Below are 17,425 nucleotides of genomic sequence, written 5' to 3'. Positions count from 1 at the left end.
CTGCAAGGCTGTCCTGATCGGACCACCGACCGGTGAAGGATGTGCGGGAATGAGTCAGCGGGTGCGGGGCGTGATCGCCCGGGAGAAGGGCAAACCGGTCGAGGTGACCACCATCGTGGTCCCTGACCCAGGACCGGGCGAGGCGGTCGTCAAAGTGCAGGCCTGCGGGGTCTGTCACACCGACCTGCACTATCGCGAGGGCGGGATCAACGACGAGTTCCCGTTCCTGCTCGGCCACGAGGCGGCCGGGGTGGTCGAGTCGGTCGGCGCCGGGGTCACCGATGTGGCTCCCGGCGACTTCGTGGTACTCAACTGGCGTGCCGTCTGCGGCAACTGTCGTGCCTGCAACAAGGGCAAGCCGTGGTACTGCTTCGCCACCCACAACGCCAAGCAGCGAATGACCCTGGAGGACGGCACCGAGCTGTCCCCGGCCCTCGGCGTCGGCGCGTTCGTGGAGAAGACGCTGGTGCACGCCGGCCAGTGCACGAAGGTCGACCCGTCGGCCCGGGCGGCCGCGGTCGGCCTGCTCGGCTGCGGCGTGATGGCCGGCATCGGCGCGTCGATCAACACCGGCGGGGTGACCCGCGGTGACTCGGTCGCGGTGATCGGCTGCGGTGGTGTCGGCGACGGCGCGGTGGCTGGCGCCGCCCTGGCCGGCGCGACCACGATCATCGCGATCGACACCGACGACCGGAAACTGGAGTGGGCCCGCGGGTTCGGGGCGACCCACACGATCAACGCGCGCGAGGCCGACGTGGTCGAGGCGGTCAAGGCGCTCACCGGCGGCAACGGCGCCGACGTGGTGGTCGAGGCGGTCGGCCGCCCGGAGACGTACCGGCAGGCCTTCTACGCCCGTGACCTGGCCGGCACGGTGGTGCTGGTCGGCGTGCCGACCCCGGAGATGACCATCGAGCTGCCGCTGCTCGACGTCTTCGGCCGCGGTGGGGCGCTCAAGTCCAGCTGGTACGGCGACTGCCTGCCGAGCCGGGACTTCCCGCTCCTCGTCGAGCTCTACAAGCAGGGCCGGCTCGACCTGGACGCGTTCGTCACCGAGGAGATCGCGCTGGACGAGGTGGAGCAGGCGTTCGGCAAGATGCACACCGGTGACGTGCTGCGCTCGGTGGTGATCTTCTAGGACCTGGCGTAGGCCGGTGCCGACCGGTCGGCCAGCAGATCCAGACAGAGGGCGGCGGTCCAGCCGAAAGCGGGTGAGCCGAGGCCACCGCCGTCCTCCGGGTGGAAGTACTCGTAGTGCCCGTTGCGGTGCACCAGCCGGACCAGGGCCTGCCGGAGCTCCTCCGCCTCGCGGTGCCGGCCGTGCACCAGCAGACCCCGGCGCAGCAACCAGTTCACGTTGACCCAGATCGGGCCGCGCCAGTAGCGGCGATCGTCGAAAGCCGGACCGGTCCGGTCGTAGCTCGGCGCCGGCAGCCCGAACCGGGGTGACCCGGCCTCGTCGGCCAGCGCGGCGGCCCGGTCCCGGTCGAGGTCCGGGAGCATCAGTGGGAACAGACCGCTCACGCTCCGGGCCGGTGTCCGACGCCCCGACCGTACATCCAGGGCGTGAAAGAATCCGGTCTCCGGATCCCACAGCCGATCGGTGATGGCGGCGGTGATGCCCCGCGCGTGCTCCCGGTGCCGGCGGGCCTCGACCGGCCGGCCCAGCACCCCGGCGATCTGCGCCAGAGCCAGCTCGGCCGTCGCCAGCAGGGAGTTGAAACCGGGGCACTCCACGACGAACGGGTGCCGACCGATCAGGTCGGTGTCCGAGTAACCGCCGTCCCGGTAGTTCTCCACCAGGCCCAGGTAGCGGGCGTAGTCGGTGTCGGTGGGCCGGTGGGTGACGTCCGAGACGTCCAGGTCACGCCGGTGGTAGGTGTCCAGCAGGGTCAGGTCGGCCGGTACCGAGGCGAGCGCGTCGTCCCAGGCCGGACTGTTGTCCAGGCCCGACTCCCACGGGTGCACGATCGAGGCCAGGCCACCACCGCCCGCATCCCGCCGGTCGCCGAGGAACTCCTGCTGCGCCACCAGACGCGGATAGAGTCGGCCCAGCTCGATGCGGGCCTGCTGGACGGCGTCGGCGCCGTGCGCGGCGGCGTGCCGGTAGACCTCCCAGGCGGCGAGTGCGTGCATCGGCGGCTGGACCAGGCCGGTGCTGCCCCGCGCGGGCCGGCCGTTGTAGGCGGGCACGTTCCAGAACCGCGGACCGGGGAAGTAGGCGTCCTCGCCGACCTCCGGGTCGAAGACGATGTGCGGCACCCGGCCGTCCGGCCACTGCGCCTCGAACAGGCTCCGCAGCTCACGCCACGCCCGCGCCGGGTTCACGTAGGCCAGGCCGATCGCCGCGAACGCGCTGTCCCAGCTCCACTGGTGCGGATAGAGCGTCCGTGACGGAACCGTGTAGTGGCCGGTCCAGTTCGCGTCGAGGACCCCGGCGGCCGAGCGCCACAGCTCGGCGCACATGTCCGGGACGACTGGCGCGGTCGGGGACGAGACGGGATGCATGCCGGCTACACGCCTTTCCACTGGGCCGCCCGGTTCATCGGCCGGCGGGTGGCCGGCTCCAGGAAAACGGGCGCCCGCATTCTGGCGTCGCCGGTTCAGGGCACGCCGACCGGGGTGGCTGTTTTCGTCACACCTCGATGGTGCGCCACAGGCGGCTGGCCCGGCCCGGCAGATAGGGGGAATCAAGCCGTTTCGCGACTATTCCCGACAGCCCCTGCGCGCGGGCGGTCTCGCACGCGAACTCGCCGCCACCGGAGAAGAACGGAGGCGTCTGCCAGTGCGGGCCGGCCAGTGCCAGACCCTCCAGCAGCTCGCGACGCTCGGCGTACCGGACCAGCTCCATCGTGGTGTGACCCTCCAGCCAGAGCAGGTCGTACACCAGGAACTGCACAGGCGTCCGCTCGGCCGCGCGTTTCGCCGCGGCGGCGTCCTTCGGCGCCTCGCGGCGGGCCAGCAGATCCGGATCCGGACGGGGGCCGGCGAAGGCGACGATCTCACCGTCCAGCACCGCCTCGACCGGCGCCAGCGCCGGCCCGATCGGCCGGATCTCCGGAAACCACCTGGTCAAATCGGTTCCGGCGGCGTCGGTGAGACGCAGTCTTCCACCCGAGATGTACGCGAGGACGCGGCGCCCGCCCCAGGCCATCTCGTACCCCCAGTCGGCGTCATCGGGCGGCAGCCCTGCATACCGGGTCGTCAGCATCGGCGCCACCACGTCCGGCATCGGCTCCCAGCCCGGCTCGGACGGATCCATCCGCCGGACCATCCAGTCCGGTCCGTCGGTCTGGAAGAACACGTACCGCCCGTTGGTGCGCTCGCCGCGGAAAGTCACGCCGATCTCGTCGTCGCGCCACTTGTCGGCCTCGTAGACACCCCGGTCGAAGATGGTCATCCGGCCGCCGCCGTACTCGCCGGCCGGGATCTCGCCGGCGAACCCGAGGTATTCCAGCGGGTGGTCCTCGGTGTGTTTGGCGAGGTGGTTGCGGGCCTGGTCGCGGGGGAGGCCGCGCGGCACGGCGAACGAGACGAGCACGCCGTCGCGTTCCAGTCGGACGTCCCAGTGCAGGCTGCGAGCGTGATGTTGCTGGATGACGAATCGCCGTCCCCCACCCGGTCTCGGTGCGGCCTCCGGCACCGGCTCCGGGGTGCGCCGGGCATCGCGCTTGCGCCGGTATTCATCGAGGCGGTCGGTCATGTCCTCGATTGTCGGCGCGGTGCGGTCCGCCGTCGCGTCGAGAGTCAGCCGAAAGTGTCGTACCCCGATGGTTTGCTGTCGGCATGAACCGCTCGCCGCGTTCCCGGAACCTCTTCTACGCCCGCCGCCGGGCCGTTGCTCTCGCCCGTGCGGGCCGTGCGTTCGCCGTCGTCACGGCCGACTCATCCGTTCCGCCACAGGAGACTGTCCTCACGGGTTGCACAACCTAAGATCGCGCCCAAATCGGACCGGTGCCTGATCGCGGGTGTTCCCCCGCGATGGTTGCGGGGGGTAGTGTTCTGGCTCCCACGCGTATCCATCGACAAGAAAGCGTTGGTGTGATGAGCTTGCGCATCCTCGTGGTGGGCGCCGGCATCGCCGGCCTGGCTGCGGCCCGGGGGCTGCGTGTCGCCGGCTTCCGGCCCGAGGTGGTGGAGGCGCTGCCCGCCTCCGTGGTGCCCGGGGCCGGCATCCATCTTCCCGGCAACGCGTCCCGCGCCTTGCGGCTGCTCGGCCTCGACGTTCCGCTGCGCCCGCTCGGTGATCTGATCTTCCGGCAGGTCTTCCTCGACACCCGCGGCCGCGATCTGTTCGAAATGGACGTCGCCGGGCTGTGGGCCGGGGTCGGCGAGTCCCGTGCCCTGTCCCGGGCCGACCTCCAGCAGGTCCTGCTCACCGGGGTGGGTGGCGAGGTGCGCTTCGAGACCGAGGTGCGCGACGTCCAGATCGTCGACGGCGCCGCCAAGGTGGAGTTCGGCACCGGCGCGGTGACCGAGTATGACCTGGTCGTCGGGGCCGACGGCCGCCGTTCCCTGATCCGCGACAAGGTCGGTCTGGGCGGCCCGGCCACCCCGACCGGGCAGATCGTCTATCGCTCGGTCGTCACCGGCGGCCCGCCGCTCACCGACTGGACCGCGCTGCTCGGCCGTCGCTCGGCCTTCGTCGCCATGCCGATGGGCGGCCGCCGGCTGTATTGCTACGCCGACGAGACCGCGCCCGACACGCCCAACCCGGAGGATCCGGCCGAGCGCCTGCGTGAGCTCTTCGGCTCCTGGGGAGGCCCGGTCTCCGCGATCCTCGACAAGATCGAGAAGGTGCAGGTCGCGCGGACCGACGAGGTGGTTCTGCCGTCCTGGTCGAAAGGCCCGGTCGTGCTGGTCGGCGACGCGGCGCATGCCACCGCGCCGACCCTCGCCCAGGGGGCCGCGATGTCCTTCGAGGACGGTTGGGTGCTGGGTCAGGAGTTGCGGTCGGCCGACGGCGACATCCCGGCTGCGCTCCGGGCGTATGAGGATCGTCGGCGTCCGCGATGTTCCGAGGTTCGTGAGCGGACCCGCGAGCGAGACCGTGCCCGCGACGTCCCACCGTCCCTGCGCGACCCGATGCTGCGCCGTCGTGGCGCCCGCATCTTCACCGATCACTATCGGGCGCTGGTGTCGCCGGTCTGACGTTTGGTCACCCCGCGAAGGCCGAACGACCACGGGGGACTATTCTGCCACCGAGGTACGCCCGATCATCGGGGAAACCCGAGAGGGACGAACGAGACAACGGAGGCAATTCGTGACGACCGTTGCGCCGTCGCCGATCGCGACCCGACCATACCCGGTGCGGCGGCAGGTCAAGGGTTCGGCGTTTGCTCGGATCCTGCGCACGACGGACGCGAAGCAGATCGGGATCATGTACATGATCACGGCCTTCGTGTTCTTCCTGCTGGGTGGCCTGATGGCCCTCCTGATGCGCGCCGAGCTGGCCCGGCCGGGCATGCAGCTGCTCTCGCCCGAGCAGTTCAACCAGCTGTTCACCATGCACGGCACGATCATGCTGCTGTTCTTCGCGACGCCCATCGTGTTCGCGTTCGGCAACTACGTGGTGCCGATCCAGATCGGCGCGCCCGACGTGTCGTTCCCGCGGCTCAACGCGTTCGCCTACTGGCTCTACCTGTTCGGTGGTCTGATCACCATCGGCGGGTTCCTGACCCCTGGTGGCGCGGCCGACTTCGGCTGGTTCGCCTACACCCCGCTGAGCAACAGCCTGCACTCGCCGGGCGTCGGCGGGAACATGTGGGTGGTCGGCCTGGCGATCTCCGGTCTCGGCACGATCCTCGGCTCGGTCAACCTGATCACCACGATCCTGACCCTGCGGGCCCCGGGCATGACCATGTTCCGGATGCCGATCATGACGTGGAACATGCTGGTCACCGCTCTGCTCGCGGTGATGGTGTTCCCGTTCCTGGCGGCCGCGCTCTTCGCGCTCGCCGCCGACCGTGTCCTCGGCGCCCACGTCTTCGACGTGGAGACCGGCGGCCCGATGCTGTGGCAGCACCTCTTCTGGTTCTTCGGTCACCCCGAGGTGTACATCATCGCGCTGCCGTTCTTCGGCATCATCACCGAGGTCATCCCGGTCTTCAGCCGCAAGCCGGTCTTCGGCTACAAGGGCCTGGTCGCCGCGACCCTGCTGATCGGCGCGCTGTCCATGTCGGTGTGGGCGCACCACATGTTCGCCACCGGCCAGGTGCTGCTGCCGTTCTTCAGCTTCCTGAGCTTCCTGATCGCGGTTCCGACCGGCATGAAGTTCTTCGTCTGGATCGGCACCATGTGGCGCGGCCAGATCAGTTTCGAGTCGCCGATGCTCTTCGCGGTCGGCTTCCTGGTGACGTTCCTCTTCGGTGGTCTCTCCGGCGTCCTGCTCGCCTCGCCGCCGATCGACTTCCACGTCTCCGACTCGTACTTCGTGATCGCCCACTTCCACTACGTGCTCTTCGGCACGATCGTGTTCGCGGTGTTCGCCGGCATCTACTTCTGGTTCCCGAAGATGTTCGGCCGGATGCTCGACGAGCGCCTGGCGAAGATCCACTTCTGGCTCACCATGATCGGCTTCCACGGCACGTTCCTGGTGCAGCACTGGCTCGGCACCAAGGGCATGCCCCGGCGGTACGCCGACTATCTGCCGGCCGACGGGTTCACCTTCCTGAACACGTTCTCCACGATCGGCGCGTTCATCCTCGGCCTGTCGACCCTGCCGTTCATCTACAACGTGTGGAAGTCGTACAAGGTCGGCGTGCTCGTGACCGCCGACGACCCGTGGGGTCACGGCAACTCGCTCGAGTGGGCGACCACCAGCCCGCCCCCGCTCCGTAACTTCGACCGGATGCCGCGGATCCGTTCCGAGCGGCCCGCCTTCGACCTGAAGTTCCCGGAGTTGGCGGCCGGTCACTCGCTCGCCGGCCCGCCGGAGGGTGGCGCACGGCCGCTCACCGCGGAGTCCGACGGCGGCGCGACCTACCAGGAAGACGTGGCCACTGACCGCGATCGCTGATCGCATGTAGTCGCCGTGGATCGGCCCGCACTCACATCGAGTGCGGGCCGATTCCGTTTCCCGCCGCTTCCCCGCTTGTCGCCGCCGCCCGTTCTCCGCACCGCCCGGTCCCTCCGCTGTCGCATCTCGCCGCGGCCCGTTTCGCGTTGTCGCCGTATCTCGCCTTCTCCTCGTCCTCGCCTTCTCGCCGGGCCTGCGTTGCTCGTCACATCGGGCGCTTGAGCTGCAGGTCGCGGCTCGAACTGGTTGGCGTTGTGTCATACCCCCACGGCAGGATGGGCGGCGGAGGTCAGGATCCACCATGTCGCTTACGCCTTACCGCGAAACACTCGCGCTGCCGAAGATCACGTCGGTTCTCATCGTCGCCACCCTCGCCCGCATCCCGATCGCGGCGGCCGCGGTGGTGCTCACCCTGCACGTCGTCGAAGGGCTTCACCTGACGTATGGGGCGGCCGGCCTGGTCGGAGCGGCCGCCACGATCGGCGGCTCGATCGGCGCGCCGGTGATGGGCCGACTCATCGACCGTTGGGGGCTGCGGCCGGTGCTCGTCCTGACCACCGTGGCCGAGGTCGTCTACTGGTTGGTGGCGCAGGCTTTGCCGTATTGGGCTCTGCTGCCGGTCGCCGCGGTCGGCGGGTTCCTGGCGCTGCCCGCGTTCTCGGTGGCCCGGCAGGCGATCGCCGCGCTCACTCCCGAGTCGCATCGGCTGCCCGCGTTCGCACTCGACTCGATGACCACCGAGTTGTCCTTCATGGCCGGTCCGGCCCTCGGCGTCCTGATCGTCACCACCGCCGGTTCCCGCTTCGCGATGGTCACCCTGGCCGTCGGCATCCTGTTCGCCGGCGTCGGCCTGTGGCTGCTCGACCCACCGGTCCGGGCCGCCCACGAGGCACCCGTCTCCGGCGAGCGGGTGCCTCGGAGCAGCTGGCTGAAGCCTCGTTTCATCGCCATTCTCGCCGTCACGATGGCGGCCACGCTGGTCCTGTCCGGCACCGACGTGGCGGTCGTCGCCGTCCTGCGCGAGACCGGCCAGACCGAGTGGGCGGGCCTGGTCCTGTCCCTGTGGGCGCTGTTCTCCCTGATCGGCGGTTTCGTCTACGGCATGATCCGTCGCGGCCTGCCGATGCTGCTGCTCTTCGCCCCGATGGCGCTTCTCACCATCCCGGTCGGCCTGGGCGGCGACCACTGGGCCCTGCTGGCCCTGCTGCTGATCCCGGCCGGTTCGCTGTGCGCCCCCACCATCACCGCCAGCACCGACGCCATCAGCCGTCTCATCCCGGCCGGAGCCCGAGGCGAGGCCATGGGCTTGCACAATTCCGCCCTCACCGTCGGCGTGGCCTGCGGGGCCCCGTTGGCGGGCCTCGCCATCGACCAGTGGGGCCCGGCGTGGGGGTTCGTGGCGGTGGGCGCGGTCGGTGTGGTGGTCGCCCTCCTCGTTCTGCCGACAGAGATCCGCCATCGTCGCGACACCCCACCCGTTGTCGCCCCAGACCCGGCCTTCCACCCGGCTGCCGTCCCAGACCCGGCCCTCCATCTGGACGCCGTCCCAGACCCGGCCCTCCAGCCCACCGTCACCTCAGAGCCCACCGCAGACCCGGCTCCCGCGCAGACTGCCGCCGCGCCTTCTGCTGTCGCTGTCCCGGCCGCCGTGGCTCCGGCCGGCGCTGCCCCGGCCTCCACCGGCAACGCTCAAGCTGCTGGTTCGGCTGCGGCTGGTTCTTTGTCTTCGGCTGCTGGTTCGGCTGCGGCAGGCTCTTTGTCTTCCGGCGCCGATCCAGCTCCTGGCTCCGGCCCGACCACTGCCCCGGCTCGCAGCCTCCAGCCTGGCGGTTGAGGAAGTTCGATTCCCGGGTCGGCGGGTGGTGCGGGTCCTGGTCTGCGGGGGCCTGGCGGTTGGTGCGGGTTCGGTCGTCGGTCGGTGGGTGGTGCGGTTTCCTGCCTCAAGCCGGTTCCCGCGTGGGCCGGGCTCTTCGCTCGACTGGGCCGCATCGCTGAAAGTTGCCGACGATTCACTAAGGGTGTTCGGGTGTGGCTCCCGGTTGGGTCTGCTTCCGGATCGGTTTCCGGCCCGCATCGGTGCTCCACTCCGGTCGGATCGAGTAGGGAGCTTCCGAATCAGGGTCTGGCCGGTTCGCCGGTGCGAGCCGCGATAGGTCCTTCCGAAACCCGGCACCGACGAGTCGTGGGGCGAGCGGCACGGCATGGCTGCTTCCGGTCGTCAGGCGACCGTCCGGCAGTGCGGCGGCCGCGGGGCGGCATGGCCGCTTTCGGGCCCGTTTTGGGGTGCTTCCCGCGCTGCTGGGGTGGACTATGCGGTGCTTGGCGGACGATGCGGTGCTTGGGCGGACGATGCGGTGCTTGGGCGGACTATGCGGCGCTTGGGCTGCGGCTGTGTTGATGCTGAGCTCTCGGATGCTCATGGGCGGGTCGTCGGCCTTGTCGACGGCGCCTGAAAAACCTGAACCCTTTCTGGACCCGAGCGCCGAAAGGGGGTCAGTTTTCGGGCATCCCTCACAGGCCTGCCGTCGCTCGGCGACGGGGCACTCGATCGGTGATCATTGTGCGCTGGTGCCGGGTCACCTCCAGTGCCAGCAGCGCCGACCCGGCCGCCACCGTGGTCGATGTGCGCCCAGCGTCGGGAGCGTTGCGGCCAGTGAGTTCTGTGAGATGTGGAAGCCACCTGATTCGGTGCCGTCCAGGGATGCGTCGGCGAGGGTTCAGGGGGCGGTCAGCCGCAGCAGGACCGGACCCTCACCCGACCCGTATTTGGCCGTGTAAAGCGTCGTGATCCGCTCCAGGGTCTCCGGGGTGGCGGTGGCCAGGACCCACCGTGTGTTGCCGTCACCGGGGGTGCTCACCCGATGGTCCGGGTGGAAGGCGTGTGGCAGGGCCGCCGGGTTGACGTTCACCCAGTGTTCGCCGTCGTGGATGACGTAGCGGAGTTCGTATTCGGCGGTCTCATCGGGGACGGTGATCCGCAGCCGCATCCGGTAGTGGTCGGCGATGTTCTGCAGGCCGACTCCGTTCCAGCGGTTCTGGAAGGCTTCCAGGGCCAGTTCGCCAAGGTCGCCGCGGACCCGGACCTCACGCTGAGAGCTTTCGCTGACTCTCCGATCCCGGAAGATGCCGTACGACAGCCAGTCGTCGACGCGGTAGAAGGCGTGTGCCGGCCCGGTGGCGCTGATCCGCACCTGAAAGCCGGAGTGGTGTCGCGCCGGTAGGGAGGCGATGAAGCGGTCGAGTCGTTGGATGTTCTGCCGGATCGCGGCTATGGCGTCGGTCGGGGCCACCTGGCGGGCGCGTTCGGCGGCGTCGGCGGAGGACGGATCGGTCAGCATGATCCGGAAGCGGACCCCGCGGTCGAGGGCACCCCGGACTGTTTCGGCGAACCGTGCCTCGTGCGGGCCCTCCAGCAGTCCGGTCCAATGTTTCCACAGGTCGACGCGGTCGTTGGCGGTCTCGATGCGCCCGATGACATCCCGGTAGTCGAGCCGGTTGCGCCGTCGGACGGCATTGCGGCTGAGGTAGAGCACCAACGGCTGGAGGACGAGCACGGCGAGTGTGAGGTCGATCAGGTTGGCGCCGATGCTGATCCGCAGTTCGTCGGCGAAGCCCGTAGTGTGCCGGACCGGGTAGAGCAGCGCGAACGCGGTCACGAGCAGGAGTGCGCCGATCGCCGCGTACAGATAGGACAGCCGGTATCTGCTGTCCGACAAGCGACCCCGTCGCGCCATCGGCCCATGATATCGACGTCGGCTGATTAAAACAGGTCAGCCGCGACTGAAGGTTCCGCCAGAAAGTCGGTCTCGGTCCGGGCCGAGGCGACCGCGGCGGCGTTGAGCGGCGGCACGCACGAGACACTGCCGGGCGGCGGCGCGAAGATCTGATCCACATCGGACGCCGAGGTGTCGTCCCGGAAGCGGCGGGGGTGCGGTCGGAAGAAGGGTCAGGCGGGCCGGTGGGTGAGTGGCGCATCCGGTGCGCCGCTGAGGCACCAGTCCCGGATCGAGGGCCACGACCCGTACCCGGCCTCCATGTCGAGGTGCGCGGCGCCGCCCAGAACCGTGGCCGGAATGCCGAGCGGCACCCCGTAGTCGGCCGCGGCCCCGGCCGGACAGTACGGATCGTTGTCCGAGCAGACCAGCCGCGTGTGCCTGGCCGCGGCGCCGAGTTGCTCACCCGTGACGTGCGGCGCCCGGAAGGCGGCGATCTCCGGGATCCCGGCGGTGATCTCCGGCCCGGGTGGGGCGACCAGCAGCACCCGGTCGACAGGCGTCGTCACCAGCCCGGATGCGGCCGCGTGCAGCCAGAGCAGGCAGCCGAGGCTGTGGCCGACCACCGTGCGTTCCCCGTCGGGCATCGCGGCCAGGTGGGTACGCAGAACGGCCAGCCAGTCGGCGAGGACGGGCTGATCGGGCTCCGGAAGCTGCGGATAGATCACCTGATGACCGGCGGAGGCGAGCTCACCGGCGAGCCAGTGGTGCCAGTGGCCGGGCGGCCGGCGATTCTGCCAGCCATGCAGCAGCAGAAAGCTCATGGGGTGTCGAACTCCAGGTACATGACGTGGAGCCCGACCCGCCCGTGGACCGGGTGCCGGAAGGACCGCGGGACGGTGCCGATCACCTCGAAGCCCTCACGACGGTACAGCTCGACGGCGCTGGTGTTGCTCTCCACGACCGCGTTGAACTGCATGCCCGCATAACCCGCCCGCCGAGCCCAGTCGACCGCGAACCGGCACAGCGCCGTGCCCACGCCGCGCCCGCGTGACCCGGCCGCCACCATGAAGCTGGCGGTGGAGACGTGCGAACCCGGGCCGGGCCGGTTGGTGCCCATCTTGGCGGTGCCGGCGATCAGCCCGTCCACCAGGGCGACGACGGTCAGCCCGGGTGGCTGCTCGACCCACACCGCGCGGCCCACCGATTCGGGCATCGCCGGGTCGAAGGGGAACGTCTCCTCGGCCTTGATCACGTCCTGGACGATGGTCCACACGGTCGGCCAGTCCGGCTCGGTGAACGGCCGGATCTCAGGCGTCAACGACGGGGCTCCCGGTCGTCTCGATCGCGGCGGCGTGGAACTGCTCGATCGCGGCGTCGGTGGTGGCACGGGCCACGCCGGCGGTCAGTTCCAGCAGCACGGTGGTGGCGAAGCCCTCCTTGGCCGCGTCGAGCGCGGTCGCCCGTACACAATGATCGGTGGCGATGCCGACCACCTCGACCTCGGTGACTCCCTTGCCGCGCAGCCACCCGGCGAGGGTTTCGCCCTTGTCCGTCGCACCCTCGAAGCCGGAGTAGGCGGCCTGGTGCGCACCCTTGTGGAAGATCGCCTCGATGCGCCCGGTGGTCAGCTCGGGGTGGAAGTCGGAGCCGGTGGAACCGGCGACGCAGTGGGCCGGCCAGGTGTCGACGAAGTCGGGATGCTCGCTGAAGTGGGCGCCCGGGTGGACGTGGTAGTCCTTGGTGGCGACCACGTGGTCCCAGCGGGCGCCGGCCTTGTCGAGGACCAGCGAGATCCCCTTGGCGACGGCCGCGCCGCCGGCGACCGGCAGTGAGCCGCCCTCGCAGAAGTCGTTCTGCACGTCCACGATGATCAGTGCGCGTGACATGAGGCCCCCTAGGCGGTGGGAACGATGACGACCGGAATCGCCGGGTCACCCGCGGAGAGCTTGAGGCCCTCCCACGGGATGGAGATCAGGTTCTGCCGGAGGTGGTCGCGTGACTCGGCCAGGCTCGGCATGTCGAGCACCTCGCCCCCGGCGATGTAGGTGCGCTGCAGCAGCCGGTCGTTGGACTGGTGGTCGGGCACGCCCTGCGAGTAGATGATCTCCTCGGTGGCGGTGCCGGTGGGCTTGTGCCGGCGGATCGCGGTCTTGCGGCCGCCGACCGTCGCCTTGTTCTCCGAACGCTTGACCACCGGGCGCCCGTCGACCTCGACCAGCTTGTAGACCAGGCTGGCGGTCGGCGCGCCGGAGCCGGTGACCACCGCGGTGCCGGCGCCGTAGATGTCGACCGGCTCGGCGGCGAGGGTGGCGATCGAGTACTCGTCCATGTCCCCGGAGACGATGATCTTCGTTTCGCTGGCGCCGAGCGAGTCGAGCAGCTCACGCGACTGCTGGGCGAGAACGGACAGGTCACCCGAGTCGATCCGGACGGCCCGCAGGTCCGGCCCGGCGACCGCGATCGCGTTACGGATGCCCTGGCTGATGTCGTACGTGTCGACGAGCAGCGTGGTGCTCTTACCGAGCGCCGCCACCTGGGACGCGAACGCGGCCGGCTCGTCGTCGTGCAGCAGCGTGAACGCGTGCGCCGAGGTGCCGGTGGTGGGGATGCCGTAGGCGCGGCCGGCCGCGAGGTTCGAGGTGGAGGCGAACCCGGCCAGGTAGGCGGCCCGGGCGGCGGCGACCGCGGCGTGCTCGTGGGTGCGCCGGGAGCCCATCTCGATGATCGGGCGCCCGCGTGCGGCGGTCACCATCCGGGCTGCGGCGGCCGCGATCGCGCAGTCGTGGTTGAGCACCGACAGGATCAGCGTCTCCAGCACCACGCACTCGGCGAATTTGCCGGAAACGGTCAGGATCGGCGAGCCGGGGAAGAACAGCTCGCCCTCGCCGTACCCCTCGATCTCGCCGCTGAAGCGGTAGTCGGCGAGCCACTTCGCGGCGGTCTCGTCGACGATCCCGGCGGAGCGCAGGAACTCGATCTCGCCCGGCTCGAACCGGAAGTCGCGGATCAGCTCGATCAGCCGCCCGGTGCCGGCCACCACGCCGTAGCGCCGCCCGGTCGGCAGCCGCCGGGCGAAGACCTCGAAGACGCAGTTGCGATCGGCGGTGCCGTCTCGCAGCGCGGCGCTGACCATGGTCAGCTCGTACTGATCGGTCATCAGGGCCGGCGCGATCGTCTCCACGGTCATACCCTATTGCGCCCGCGGCTCCGTTGTCCGCCGCGGGGCGCGACCAGGACGACGGCGGGGCGCGACGCGGCCGCTGACCAGCGGTTGGATGGCTGGTTCACCAGTTCGCCGGATCCGGTGGCACCATGGTGGGCATGGCGTTGCCTCAGGTTGCTCCCGTGGAGACGCCGGAGATCGAGGAAGTACCGGCCGAGGACCGGCCGTGGGTGACCATCGTCTGGGACGACCCGGTCAACCTCATGTCGTATGTGACCTGGGTCTTCCAGAAGCTCTTCGGCTACAGCAAGGAAAAGGCCGAGAGGCTGATGATGGACGTGCACACGAAAGGGAAGGCGGTGGTCTCCATCGGCGCGCGCGAGCGCATGGAGATGGACGCCAACCAACTGCACGGATACGGTCTCTGGGCCACGGTCGACAGGGGTTGACCGCAGGCCGGCCGGATAGACGAATCGGCGATCGGGTGGGGTAAAGCACATGTTCCGACGCAACGGTAGCCACTGTGTTGCCACGTTCGCGCACGACGAGGTGCGAGTCCTGCGCAAGGTGGCCGCTGAGGTGGTCGGCCTGCTGACCGACGGGATGGACCACACCGATCCGGTCGTCTCCCGGCTCTTTCCGGACATCTACCCCGATCGTCCGGAGGATTCGCAGGAGTTCCGGCTCTACACCGAGGGCGATCTGAAGACCAGCAAGATCGACCAGGCGGGCGCGATCCTCGCCGCGCTTCCGGACGAGGGCGAGGGTGAGGTACGGCTGGACGGCGAGGCCGCCGAGGCCTGGCTCCGAGCGATCAACGACGCCCGCCTGGCCATGGGCACCCGTCTGGAGATCCACGCGGACACCGATCTCGGTGACGAGTTGGACCAGGCGGTGCTCGACGATCCGGGGTCGAGCCGGGTCTTCCAGCTGTCGGTGTACGCGTATCTGGGCTACCTACAGGAGTCACTGCTGAACGCGCTACCCGACATTCAATGATTGCGGGTGTGTGCACCGCCACCGGTCAGGTGGCCGATTGCTTCGGTAATGTGAACGCCGTGCTGACCATCGACCGTGCGATCGTCGACGCGATCGTCGCCCACGCCCGCCGGGACCACCCGGACGAGGCCTGTGGCGTCGTCGCGGGCCCGATCGGCAGTGACGTGCCCGCCCGGCACATCCCGATGGACAACGCTGCGCGCTCGATGACGTTCTACGAGTTCGACTCGATGGAGCATCTGCGGGTCTGGCGCGAGATGGACGATCTCGACGAGGAGCCGGTGGTCATCTACCACTCGCACACCGCGACCGAGGCGTATCCGTCACGGACGGACATCTCGTTCGCCGGTGAGCCCGGCGCGCACTACCTCCTGGTCTCGACCCGCGAGCCGGACTCCGAGGAGATTCGGTCGTTCCGTATCGTGGACGGTGTGGTGACCGAAGAAGAGGTCAACATCGTGGATGCGACGGTGAAGGCGTGATTTCCGCAGCAGTGCAGTCGTTCATGTTCGGGCAGAGCCCGGCGTCGGTCTTCTACGAGTGTCGCCGCCGCTGAGGCGTGCGACCCGACCAGACCGACCCTTTTCGCCCTTTCAAGTCGACTCCTCTAGGAGAAATTCAGCCATGGCCATCGAAGTTCGCGTTCCCACCATCCTCCGCAGCTACACCGGCGGCGCCAAGATCGTCGAGGGCGCCGGTGACACCCTCACCGAGCTGATCGACGACCTGGACGCCAAGCACAGCGGCCTCAAGGGCCGTCTGATCACCCCCGAGGGCGGCCTGCACCGGTTCGTCAACATCTACGTCAACGACGAGGACGTCCGCTTCCTCGGCGCGCTCGACGCCAAGGTCAAGGACGGCGACTCGATCACCATCCTCCCGGCGGTCGCCGGCGGCGCGCTCGGGTTCGCTGCGGCCGCGGCGCTGCTCGGCGGTCTTTAAGTCTGATGGCTCGTTACGAGAGCCTGCTGGACGCGTGCGGGGGCACGCCGCTCGTCGGCCTGCCCCGGCTCTCCCCGGCGGTGCCCGAGGGGGCGCCGCCGGTGCGGCTCTGGGCCAAGCTGGAGGACCGCAACCCGACCGGCAGCATCAAGGACCGTGCCGCGCTCTTCATGGTGCGCGAGGCCGAGGAGTCCGGGCATCTGCGGCCCGGTGACACGATCCTCGAGCCGACCAGCGGCAACACCGGCATCGCGCTGGCCATGGTGGCCAAGCTGCGGGGCTACCGGCTGGTCTGCGTGATGCCGGAGAACGTGTCGGCCGAGCGGACCCAGCTCCTCCGGATGTACGGGGCGGAGATCATCTTCTCGCCGGCAGCCGGTGGGTCGAACCAGGCCGTAGCCACCGCCAAGCAGATCGCCGCCGAGCACCCGGACTGGAAGATGCTGTTCCAGTACGGCAACCCGGCGAACGCCCGCGCGCACTATGAGACCACCGGTCCCGAGCTGCTGCACGACCTGCCCACGATCACGCATTTCGTGGCCGGGCTGGGCACCACCGGCACGCTGATGGGCACCGGGCGGTTCCTGCGGGAGAAGGTCGACGGCATCCAGATCATCGCCGCCGAGCCACGGTATGGCGAGCTGGTCTACGGGCTGCGCAACATCGACGAGGGTTACGTGCCGGAGCTGTACGACGCCTCGGTGCTGACCCGGCGGTTCTCGGTCGGCACACGGGACGCGGTTCTGCGTACCCGCCAATTGATCGAAGTCGAAGGCATCTTCGCGGGCTTCTCGACCGGAGCGGTGCTGCACGCCGCCCTGGCGGTGGCGCACGAGGCGGTCAAGGCCGGCAACCGGGCCGACGTGGCCTTCGTGGTGCCCGACGCCGGCTGGAAATATCTGTCGACGGGCGCCTACGGCGGCACTCTGAATGAGGCGGAAGAGGCCCTCGAAGGCCAGCTCTGGGCCTAGTACGTCACCGCGATGTACAGGTTGGCGGCCATCGGCAGGGCCGCGGCCAGCAGCAGCATCCAGGGCAGGGCGCGCTGGTGGATGGCGAGGAACGCGGCCACCACCAGCGCCACGCTCAGCAGGGTGAGCAGAGCGAGCGCGGGCAGGTACCAGATCGGCGCCCCGCTGAAGACGGCCACCACCGCGTAGAGGCCCACCGCGACACCGCACAGACCGAGTCCCGCGCTGTAGATCGCGACCGCCAGCATCCGTGCGGCGCCGGGCGGCGGATCGTCGGGTGCCGGAAAGCGGAAGATCACCGGCTCCTCGGGTACGAGCCGGTGCGGGATGTCCGCGGGCGTCACGGCCCGCGTCGTGGGGACCTGCTCGAGCGCGGTCACGCCGCCTCCATCCGATGATCTTCAGGGCACTCACCCTGAGCAACGCGAATGGATCACCGGACGTGACGGTGCAAACGTGATGAGCCTGGTCATCACGGCTGTGATGTGCGTTGTCGATTTAGCGACAAATCGATCAGTTGTTAACGTCGAGCGCTGGTCGCGGCGTACGCTTCGCTCCGTGATTGACTGGTCAGACAAGTCCGGCTCGGCCAGCTTCCGGCCGGGCATCGGCCGGTCCG

The 17,425-nt window shown here is 69.5% G+C and carries 15 protein-coding genes and 2 pseudogenes; 9 read left to right on the top strand and 8 right to left on the bottom strand.

The features are described from left to right. The first annotated feature begins 49 nt into the window (after positions 1-49). Complete coding sequence (locus Q0Z83_RS38985; RefSeq protein WP_317788359.1) at positions 50-1,135, top strand: S-(hydroxymethyl)mycothiol dehydrogenase; 1,086 nt, start codon at positions 50-52, stop codon at positions 1,133-1,135. Here Q0Z83_RS38985 and Q0Z83_RS38980 read toward each other — a convergent pair. Further along, positions 1,132-2,505: an MGH1-like glycoside hydrolase domain-containing protein gene (locus tag Q0Z83_RS38980; RefSeq protein WP_317788358.1), complete on the bottom strand. Its 1,374-nt coding sequence runs from the start codon at positions 2,503-2,505 to the stop codon at positions 1,132-1,134. The genes Q0Z83_RS38985 and Q0Z83_RS38980 overlap by 4 nt on opposite strands. A gap of 127 nt (positions 2,506-2,632) precedes the next feature. Then, positions 2,633-3,700: a DNA polymerase ligase N-terminal domain-containing protein gene (locus Q0Z83_RS38975; RefSeq protein ID WP_317788357.1), complete on the bottom strand. Its 1,068-nt coding sequence runs from the start codon at positions 3,698-3,700 to the stop codon at positions 2,633-2,635. Positions 3,701-4,041: 341 nt separating this feature from the next. On the opposite strand from Q0Z83_RS38975, the gene Q0Z83_RS38970 reads away from it, so the two are divergent. The 3 genes and pseudogenes from Q0Z83_RS38970 to Q0Z83_RS38960 form a co-directional block, all read left to right on the top strand. Further along, complete coding sequence (locus Q0Z83_RS38970; RefSeq protein ID WP_317788356.1) at positions 4,042-5,148, top strand: FAD-dependent monooxygenase; 1,107 nt, start codon at positions 4,042-4,044, stop codon at positions 5,146-5,148. A gap of 112 nt (positions 5,149-5,260) precedes the next feature. Next, complete coding sequence (ctaD, locus tag Q0Z83_RS38965) at positions 5,261-7,015, top strand: aa3-type cytochrome oxidase subunit I (RefSeq protein WP_317788355.1); 1,755 nt, start codon at positions 5,261-5,263, stop codon at positions 7,013-7,015. Positions 7,016-7,316: 301 nt separating this feature from the next. Continuing rightward, a pseudogene (locus tag Q0Z83_RS38960) lies at positions 7,317-8,528 on the top strand (MFS transporter); the annotation flags it as partial. Positions 8,529-9,732: 1,204 nt separating this feature from the next. Here the strand turns inward: Q0Z83_RS38960 and Q0Z83_RS38955 are convergent. From Q0Z83_RS38955 to Q0Z83_RS38935, 5 genes are all read right to left on the bottom strand, one after another. Continuing rightward, entirely contained in the window at positions 9,733-10,749 is a 1,017-nt protein-coding gene (locus Q0Z83_RS38955; protein WP_317788354.1) for a hypothetical protein, read from the bottom strand. Between the two features lie 212 nt (positions 10,750-10,961). Then, positions 10,962-11,552 (bottom strand): RBBP9/YdeN family alpha/beta hydrolase, encoded by a 591-nt coding sequence (locus Q0Z83_RS38950; protein WP_317788353.1) that lies wholly within the window; start codon positions 11,550-11,552, stop codon positions 10,962-10,964. Next, positions 11,549-12,049: a GNAT family N-acetyltransferase gene (locus Q0Z83_RS38945; protein WP_317788352.1), complete on the bottom strand. Its 501-nt coding sequence runs from the start codon at positions 12,047-12,049 to the stop codon at positions 11,549-11,551. The genes Q0Z83_RS38950 and Q0Z83_RS38945 overlap by 4 nt, the downstream gene beginning before the upstream one ends. Next, positions 12,039-12,617 (bottom strand): nicotinamidase, encoded by a 579-nt coding sequence (locus tag Q0Z83_RS38940; protein ID WP_317788350.1) that lies wholly within the window; start codon positions 12,615-12,617, stop codon positions 12,039-12,041. The genes Q0Z83_RS38945 and Q0Z83_RS38940 overlap by 11 nt, the downstream gene beginning before the upstream one ends. Positions 12,618-12,625: 8 nt before the next feature. Beyond that, complete coding sequence (locus Q0Z83_RS38935; protein ID WP_317788349.1) at positions 12,626-13,912, bottom strand: nicotinate phosphoribosyltransferase; 1,287 nt, start codon at positions 13,910-13,912, stop codon at positions 12,626-12,628. A gap of 140 nt (positions 13,913-14,052) precedes the next feature. Here Q0Z83_RS38935 and clpS point away from each other — a divergent pair, with 140 nt between their 5' ends. The 5 genes and pseudogenes from clpS (at position 14,053) to Q0Z83_RS38910 (ending at position 16,806) form a co-directional block, all read left to right on the top strand. Next, positions 14,053-14,343 carry an ATP-dependent Clp protease adapter ClpS gene (gene clpS / locus Q0Z83_RS38930; protein WP_093620264.1) on the top strand — a complete coding sequence of 97 codons (291 nt, stop codon included), beginning with the start codon at positions 14,053-14,055 and terminating at the stop codon, positions 14,341-14,343. A 49-nt stretch (positions 14,344-14,392) separates the two neighbouring features. Continuing rightward, a complete protein-coding gene (locus tag Q0Z83_RS38925) occupies positions 14,393-14,893 on the top strand; it encodes a DUF2017 domain-containing protein (RefSeq protein WP_317788347.1) in 501 nt (166 codons plus the stop codon). Between the two features lie 59 nt (positions 14,894-14,952). Next, positions 14,953-15,449: pseudogene (locus tag Q0Z83_RS38920) on the top strand (Mov34/MPN/PAD-1 family protein). A 68-nt stretch (positions 15,450-15,517) separates the two neighbouring features. Continuing rightward, positions 15,518-15,835: a MoaD family protein gene (locus tag Q0Z83_RS38915; RefSeq protein ID WP_317788346.1), complete on the top strand. Its 318-nt coding sequence runs from the start codon at positions 15,518-15,520 to the stop codon at positions 15,833-15,835. 5 nt (positions 15,836-15,840) lie between these two features. Beyond that, positions 15,841-16,806 carry a PLP-dependent cysteine synthase family protein gene (locus tag Q0Z83_RS38910; protein ID WP_317788345.1) on the top strand — a complete coding sequence of 322 codons (966 nt, stop codon included), beginning with the start codon at positions 15,841-15,843 and terminating at the stop codon, positions 16,804-16,806. On the opposite strand, the gene Q0Z83_RS38905 is transcribed toward Q0Z83_RS38910, so the two are convergent. Continuing rightward, positions 16,803-17,186: a hypothetical protein gene (locus Q0Z83_RS38905; RefSeq protein WP_317788344.1), complete on the bottom strand. Its 384-nt coding sequence runs from the start codon at positions 17,184-17,186 to the stop codon at positions 16,803-16,805. The genes Q0Z83_RS38910 and Q0Z83_RS38905 overlap by 4 nt on opposite strands. Between the last annotated feature and the right edge of the window lie 239 nt (positions 17,187-17,425).

The sequence above is a fragment of the Actinoplanes sichuanensis genome, assembly GCF_033097365.1.
GTDB classification, from domain to species: domain Bacteria; phylum Actinomycetota; class Actinomycetes; order Mycobacteriales; family Micromonosporaceae; genus Actinoplanes; species Actinoplanes sichuanensis.
This window is presented reverse-complemented; position numbering and strand designations above follow the sequence as displayed.

Coding starts and splice junctions, on each gene's coding strand:
- Q0Z83_RS38985 (WP_317788359.1), top strand. CDS start 50: ATGAGTCAGCGGGTGCGGGGCGTGATCGCCCGGGAGAAGGGCAAACCG.
- Q0Z83_RS38980 (WP_317788358.1), bottom strand. CDS start 2,505: ATGCATCCCGTCTCGTCCCCGACCGCGCCAGTCGTCCCGGACATGTGC.
- Q0Z83_RS38975 (WP_317788357.1), bottom strand. CDS start 3,700: ATGACCGACCGCCTCGATGAATACCGGCGCAAGCGCGATGCCCGGCGC.
- Q0Z83_RS38970 (WP_317788356.1), top strand. CDS start 4,042: ATGAGCTTGCGCATCCTCGTGGTGGGCGCCGGCATCGCCGGCCTGGCT.
- Q0Z83_RS38955 (WP_317788354.1), bottom strand. CDS start 10,749: ATGGCGCGACGGGGTCGCTTGTCGGACAGCAGATACCGGCTGTCCTAT.
- Q0Z83_RS38950 (WP_317788353.1), bottom strand. CDS start 11,552: ATGAGCTTTCTGCTGCTGCATGGCTGGCAGAATCGCCGGCCGCCCGGC.
- Q0Z83_RS38940 (WP_317788350.1), bottom strand. CDS start 12,617: ATGTCACGCGCACTGATCATCGTGGACGTGCAGAACGACTTCTGCGAG.
- clpS (WP_093620264.1), top strand. CDS start 14,053: ATGGCGTTGCCTCAGGTTGCTCCCGTGGAGACGCCGGAGATCGAGGAA.
- Q0Z83_RS38925 (WP_317788347.1), top strand. CDS start 14,393: ATGTTCCGACGCAACGGTAGCCACTGTGTTGCCACGTTCGCGCACGAC.
- Q0Z83_RS38915 (WP_317788346.1), top strand. CDS start 15,518: ATGGCCATCGAAGTTCGCGTTCCCACCATCCTCCGCAGCTACACCGGC.
- Q0Z83_RS38910 (WP_317788345.1), top strand. CDS start 15,841: ATGGCTCGTTACGAGAGCCTGCTGGACGCGTGCGGGGGCACGCCGCTC.